Origin of the sequence: Acinetobacter sp. WC-141 (assembly GCF_000313935.1) — a bacterium.
Taxonomy (GTDB): Bacteria; Pseudomonadota; Gammaproteobacteria; order Pseudomonadales; family Moraxellaceae; genus Acinetobacter.
In genome coordinates this window covers 24,816-31,497 of the sequence record NZ_AMSS01000028.1, presented here as the reverse complement: position 1 = coordinate 31,497, position 6,682 = coordinate 24,816, and the positions used below count along the sequence as shown (strand labels likewise).

Below are 6,682 nucleotides of genomic sequence, written 5' to 3'. Positions count from 1 at the left end.
AACTGTTCAGCCACGTTTTCGGCAGTCTGGGGCATGGTGTCTACACCATACAATTCTTTAAGTTTCGGGTTAATGAAACGCCAGCCCATAGTGGTGTCTTCAATCTTCTGGCTACGGCCAAAGGCACTGTCAGACTTACCCATCACATAGGGCGCACGGCTCATACTTTCTACACCCCCTGCAATCACCAAATTTGCTTCACCGGCTTTAATGGCACGGGCAGCAATGGCAATGGCATCGAGAGATGAACCACACAAACGGTTAATGGTGGTCGCAGGCACTTGATACGGTAGACCTGCAAGTAAAGCTGACATACGGCCCACGTTACGGTTATCTTCACCAGCTTGGTTGGCACAGCCATAAATCACATCATCGACCTGTTCCCAATCTACACTTGGGTTACGCTGGATTAAAGCCTTAATCGGCACAGCACCAAGGTCATCGGCACGGACAGGTGCAAGGCCACCGGCATAACGGCCGAATGGAGTACGGATGGCATCGATGATATAAGCGTTTTTCATTCTTACATTTCCATTTTGAAATCTGTTGCTGTCATTGCCACATTGTTAGACTTTCCAGATTTTGCTGGCGATCATCATGGTTACTAAGTTAAAAGTAGTCATGACAGAGTCTTATCGTGTTGAGTCAAATATCAGTAGCTAATTCTTGTCACTTTTTTTAAAAAGTAACCAAAAACCTTTGCTGAACAGAGGAGGCTTCCTTGCCTCCCTGTCCAACGGGCGACATCCATGTCGCCTCTCACGATAGTTACTGCTGTTTAAATTTTAATCTTGAGTTGCATCAATCAAAGTTGCACCCGTTAAAGCCTGTAACTCTTCAAAGCTAAGACCTTCAACTTTCTCAATCACCTTTAAACCATCTTTAGTCACATCAATCACACATAGATCGGTATAAATACGGTCAACGCAGTGTTTACCTGTAACCGGATAAGTGAGCTCAGCAACAATCTTAGGCTCACCTTGCTTGGTCACATGGTCTGTAGTGATAAATACTTTCTTGGCACCAACCGCCAAATCCATCGCACCACCCACAGCAGGAATTGCATCTGGTGCACCGGTGTGCCAGTTTGCCAAGTCGCCATTCGCTGCAACCTGAAACGCACCAAGCACGGCAATATCAAGGTGACCACCACGCATCATCGCAAACGAATCGCCATGGTGGAAAAAGCTGCCACCTTCTAGCATGGTCACAAATTCTTTACCTGCATTAATCAGTTCTGGGTCTTCTTCACCTGCCGCTGGCGGTGGGCCAAAAGCCAACAGGCCATTTTCAGAATGAAGGAAAATATCTTTATCGTTGGGTAGGTAACTGGCAATCTTGGTGGGTAAACCAATACCCAAGTTCACATAGGCGCCATCTGGAATATCTTGTGCCACACGTTTTGCAATCTGGTCACGGCTGAGTTTCTGGTAGCTCATGTTATTTCTCCTTATTGCTTACTGTGCGGGTGCGACTTGTACAACGTGCTGTACAAAGATACCTGGGGTAATGATGTGCTCCGGATCTAATCCACCTAGCTCAACTACCTCAGACACCTGAACAATGGTGACATCCGCAGCCATGGCCATGATCGGGCCAAAGTTACGTGCAGATTTACGGTAAACCAGATTGCCCCACCGATCGCCCTTGTAAGCTTTAATCAAGGCAAAGTCAGCCTTGATTGGATATTCGAGTACGTAATCTTTCCCATCAATCTCGCGGGTTTCTTTGCCTTCAGCTAAAAGTGTTCCAAAGCCTGTCGGGGTAAACACAGCGCCTAGTCCCATACCTGCTGCCTGAATACGGCAAGCCAGATTACCTTGTGGCACCACTTCAAGCTCAACCTTTCCGGCACGGTACAATTCATCAAACACATAAGAGTCTGACTGACGTGGGAAAGAGCAAATCACTTTTTTAACTGAACCGGCTTTAAGCAGTTTCGCCAAGCCATAATCGCCATTGCCGGCATTGTTGCTGACAATGGTTAAGCCTTTAACACCGAGTTCAATCAGACCGTCAATGAGCTCAGCGGGTTGTCCTGCGGTACCGAAACCACCAATCAGAATGGTTGCGCCATCTTTAATCTGGGATAGAACCTCGCTAAGTGAGGACTTACTTTTGTCAATCATGTGAGAAACCTTAGAGCATGAGGTAACGTGATGTATTACTACCGCTAAAAATTTATTGAAATTCTTAATGGTAGTAATAAATGGAATAAATTTTGTGAGTCAAAAGCGAACTTTTAACTCACATACACTTTCAATTAAGCGCTAGCGCGACGACGTTCAACTTCAGTTGAAGGTGCAGCATCAATATCTTTAACAAGTTCAATATTGAACGTGATGTGTTTGAAAGCGTGATCTAAACCACGGCGTTGAATTTCAGCTGGGTCAGTTACATCAACTGCTGTTGCTACTAAGCCATCACGAGTTGCGAAAGCGAAGTCGTCCCATAAGTACTCATCACCCTCAATGTTGAATTGAGTAGTCAGCTTGCGATAACCTGGTGCTGATACAAAGTAGTGAACATGAGATGGACGGTTACCATGACGGCCTAACTTGTTAAGAAGGGCTTGAGTTGTACCTTCTGGCGGGCAACCATAACCCACAGGCATAGTCGTTAATGCAACATATTTACCATTTGCATCAGTCAAAATACTACGGCGTAAGTTAAAGTCAGATTGAGACTTATCAAAGAATGAGTAGTTACCTAAACTGTTGGCATGCCATACTTCAACTTTAGCATTTTCAATGATATTGCCATCAGTATCGGTCACAGTACCTTCAATAATTAAGGTATCGATTTTGCCAGATTCAGTACCATCATCCATACGCGCAAAACCAACAGATTCAGGCGCACCCGCTACATAAAGTGGACCTTCAATGGTACGAGGTGTGCCACCCGTAACGCCAGCTTTTGCATCAGCTTCATCTGCACGTAAATCAAGATAGTGCTCTAGACCTAAGCCAGCTGCCAAAAGACCAAGTTCATTGGCTTGACCAGCATCGGTAAAATATTCCAAACCTTTCCATACTTCTGAAGGCTGGATGTCTAAATCTTCGATTGCTTGAAATAAATCCCCGAGAAGGCGCACTACAATTTGTTGAACACGTGCATCGACTTCGCCTTTAGCTGTGTCGACATTCATTTGTTTTACAAGCGCATCAATTTGTTGACGGTTCATACTAAAGCTCCTTAAGTATGCAATACGGTTTTGGGTGGCAGAGTTGCGGGCATTTTATTTTGCTAGCGAATGGTTGCTACCACGTTCCTTGTTACCTTCTGAATCAATATATTTAGTTTTTAAATGTGCTTCAGACCACACACTCAAACTATTTTTTTGGATTACGAATCATCATCACGAACAGAAGAAGGGTGGCGATTAAGCGCCATCACTTCGATATTCATGTAAGGATATAGAGGTAATCCCTGTAAAATGTTGTGCAATTCTTCATTGCTCTCGACATCAAAAATACTGATGTTTGAGTACTGGCCTGTAATACGCCAGATGTGACGCCATTTACCTTGACGCTGTAAATCTTGCGAATAGGCTTTTTCAACGGCCTTAATTTCATTTGCTTTGTCGGCTGGCATATCAAGTGGAATATGCACATCCATACGTACATGAAATAACATGGGAAACTCCTTATCCTGTTGCCTTAACGACGTAACTTTTCAACTTTATCTTCATCAATTTCAATGCCTAAGCCTGGAGCTGTTGGCAAGTGCAATTCAAAGTTTTCGTAACGCAGCGGTTCTTTCAAAATTTCTTCGGTAAGTAATAACGGACCAAATAATTCTGTGCCAAACGCTAATGTTTCAAAGGTTGCAAATGCATGAGCAGAAGCCATACTACCTACAGGGCCTTCAAGCATAGTGCCGCCATAAAGATCGATTCCCGCTAAACCCGCAATCTTGGCCACTTCACATGCTTCGATCAGACCACCAGACTGTTCAATTTTCACGGCAAATACATCTGCACCATGACTTTTTGCAATACGATATGCACTGTCAGGGCCAGTTAACGCTTCATCTGCCATGATTGCGACATCAAAACGACGCGTTAAACGAGCAAGTGCTTCAGTATTTTGAATCGCACAAGGCTGTTCAATTAAATCAATTCCGCCATCTTGTAGCTGTTGAATACCTTGAATACATTCCAGCTCTGACCATGCACGATTTACGTCGACACGTACACTAATATCTGCACCTAGTGCTTTTTTAATTGCAATCACATGATCAACATCGTGTTGCAAAGGGCGTGCACCGATTTTGAGTTTGAACGTGTTATGACGTTTTAACTCAATCATTTTTCGAGCTTCAGCAATATCTTTTTCTGTGTCACCAGACGCGAGCGTCCAAAGTACAGGTAAACTATTACGCAGACGGCCACCTAAAACTTCACTTAATGGCACGCCTAAACGTTTTGCCTGAATATCAAGTAGAGCGGTCTGAATGGCACATTTCGCAAAACGGTTACCATTAATATTCTTACGAATCAGTTTTAGTGTTTGAGCAACATTTAAATCTTTAACTGATGCGAGTAATGGTGCAAAGTAAGTATCAATATTGGCTTTGACACTTTCAGGACTTTCTTCACCATAGTTCAATCCACCAATGGTGGTCGCTTCGCCCCAACCGACAATACCATCCGTGGTCGTAATTTTAACGAGCACCAAAGTCTGAGTACGCATTGTAGTCACAGACAATTGGTGAGGACGGATAGTTGGAATATCCACAAGTATGGTTTCTATGGTTCTATACATGAAGTTTCAACTATTTCAAACTTGTTTACATACCATAGAAGAATGTAATAGCCTAAAATAGATATAGAACGGTATTTTAAGATACTAAAAAGGTATATTAATGGAATTAAGACATCTACGTTATTTTGTGACCGTTGTTGAGGAGCAAAGTCTGACAAAAGCGGCTGAGAAGCTTTTTATTGCCCAGCCACCTTTAACACGTCAAATCAAAAAACTAGAAGAAGAGTTAGGTATTGATTTGTTTGTGAAAGGGTCGCGTCCATTAAAAGCCACAGAAGCAGGTCTGTTTTTTTACCAACATGCTGTTCAAATTTTAACGCATACGGCTCAAGCTGCTTCCATGGCTAAAAAAATGAAGCTGGTAGAGAATATTGTCAAAGTTGGCTATGTGAGTTCACTTCTGTATGGGCGTTTACCACAGGTCATTTATCTATTTAGGCAAAAAAACCCTGACATTCATGTCGAGCTTATTGAATGTGGTACCCGAGATCAGGTCGAGGCTTTAAAGTTAGGAAAAATCGATTTAGGTTTTGGCCGTTTACCGATTAGTGACCCTGCCATTAAGAGACTTTTACTTCGAAAAGAAAAATTAAAACTCGCGATTCATAAAAAACATCCCTTAAGTGAGTTTCAAGATTCAGGAATTTACTTATCTCAGATTATTAATGAGACTATTTTTTCTTACCCAACGACACCTAAGCCTAATTTTTCGACCACTATTCAAGCTTTATTTACCAAGTTAGGTTTAATACCAGCCAAGTTGACCGAAGTCCGAGAAATTCACATGGCGCTTGGTTTGGTGGCATCGGGCGAGGGTATTTGTATTATTCCAGAAAGTGCTTGTGATATTGGAATGAAGAATTTAATTTATTTAAATATCTTAGATTTAGAAGCCTATAGTCCTATTTCTTTATCAATGAGAAACATGGACCAAAGTTCGTACATTCCTAAAATTTTAGATTGTATTGAAGAGATCTATAGTCAAGAAGAAGTATCCAGAAATTTAAATTTATAAGTTTTTAATACGCTTTTAAATGACTTATCATGTTATTTTAAAAACTTTAAACCTATAGGTAATATTTAAAAGGAATTAATAGATGAGAAAAATTTTAGGCGTAGCTTCTCTCATTATGTCTACAGGTGTTATACATGCTGAACAATTAAATGAACAAGAACAAGTTTCTCCCTACAGTGCTAATGTAACCTTCGCAAGTCAATATATTTCACGTGGTTTTCAACAAACTTGGGGCAAGCCTGCATTACAAGTTGGTCTAGACTATGCAAATCCAAATGGATTATTTGTGGGTACTTGGGCATCGAATGTAAGTTCTAACTATCTTCGGGATGCTTCAGTTGAGTGGGATTTTTATGCAGGTTATATCAAAACTTTCGATAAATTTTCGGCTGGAATGACTGTTTTTTATTACTACTATCCGGGAGCTGCAAGTACGCCTGAAACGGGCAGTACCAGTTATAACTATGGCGAAATTGTACCTCAAATTAGCTATGGTCCTCTAAGTCTTAAATATTTTATTACCTATACACCCGATTATGCAGGCTATAACTCAGATACGATGGGAGGTCCAGCAGGTAAACGGTCAAGAGGAACAACTTATTTAGACCTGAACTTTACACAGCCTATCAATGAAACTTGGAGCTTCGGTGCTCATTATGGCTATGAAAGAATTAAAAACTTCTCAGAAGCTAATTTTCAGGATGTTAAAGCCGAGCTGATTAAAGATTTAGGTGATGGTTGGAGTACAGGATTAGCCTATACCAAAGCATGGGATAAAAATGGTTTCTATAAAAAGTATAGTAATGGTGAGTCAGGCGCACCTATATCAAATCCGATTGATTCGACCTTTACAGTTTCTGTAAAAAAAGTGTTCTAATTTATAAATAAAAAAGCCTGATTA

8 protein-coding genes are annotated in these 6,682 nt (G+C 41.4%); 2 read left to right on the top strand and 6 right to left on the bottom strand.

The annotated features are described in order from the left end of the window. The 6 genes from ACINWC141_RS04675 to ACINWC141_RS04650 all read right to left on the bottom strand — a co-directional run. The coding region (locus tag ACINWC141_RS04675) for a thiolase family protein (protein WP_009388353.1) at positions 1 to 521 on the bottom strand (521 nt) is incomplete at its 3' end. Between the two features lie 264 nt (positions 522 to 785). Continuing rightward, the gene (locus ACINWC141_RS04670; protein ID WP_009388334.1) at positions 786 to 1,439 is read right to left on the bottom strand and encodes a 3-oxoacid CoA-transferase subunit B; all 654 of its coding nucleotides are present in this window, start codon (positions 1,437 to 1,439) and stop codon (positions 786 to 788) included. An 18-nt stretch (positions 1,440 to 1,457) separates the two neighbouring features. Then, positions 1,458 to 2,129 carry a 3-oxoacid CoA-transferase subunit A gene (locus ACINWC141_RS04665; protein ID WP_009388371.1) on the bottom strand — a complete coding sequence of 224 codons (672 nt, stop codon included), beginning with the start codon at positions 2,127 to 2,129 and terminating at the stop codon, positions 1,458 to 1,460. 134 nt (positions 2,130 to 2,263) lie between these two features. Continuing rightward, a complete protein-coding gene (catA, locus tag ACINWC141_RS04660; RefSeq protein ID WP_009388357.1) occupies positions 2,264 to 3,184 on the bottom strand; it encodes a catechol 1,2-dioxygenase in 921 nt (306 codons plus the stop codon). A 161-nt stretch (positions 3,185 to 3,345) separates the two neighbouring features. Further along, a complete protein-coding gene (gene catC / locus ACINWC141_RS04655; RefSeq protein WP_000897236.1) occupies positions 3,346 to 3,636 on the bottom strand; it encodes a muconolactone Delta-isomerase in 291 nt (96 codons plus the stop codon). Between the two features lie 23 nt (positions 3,637 to 3,659). Then, positions 3,660 to 4,766, bottom strand: coding sequence for a muconate/chloromuconate family cycloisomerase (locus ACINWC141_RS04650; protein WP_034677664.1), 1,107 nt, complete (start codon positions 4,764 to 4,766; stop codon positions 3,660 to 3,662). A 100-nt stretch (positions 4,767 to 4,866) separates the two neighbouring features. Between ACINWC141_RS04650 and ACINWC141_RS04645 the strand changes: the two genes are divergently transcribed. Further along, positions 4,867 to 5,781 carry a LysR family transcriptional regulator gene (locus ACINWC141_RS04645; RefSeq protein WP_009388382.1) on the top strand — a complete coding sequence of 305 codons (915 nt, stop codon included), beginning with the start codon at positions 4,867 to 4,869 and terminating at the stop codon, positions 5,779 to 5,781. A gap of 82 nt (positions 5,782 to 5,863) precedes the next feature. Then, positions 5,864 to 6,658 (top strand): TorF family putative porin, encoded by a 795-nt coding sequence (locus ACINWC141_RS04640; RefSeq protein WP_009388340.1) that lies wholly within the window; start codon positions 5,864 to 5,866, stop codon positions 6,656 to 6,658. The last annotated feature ends 24 nt before the right edge of the window (positions 6,659 to 6,682 follow it).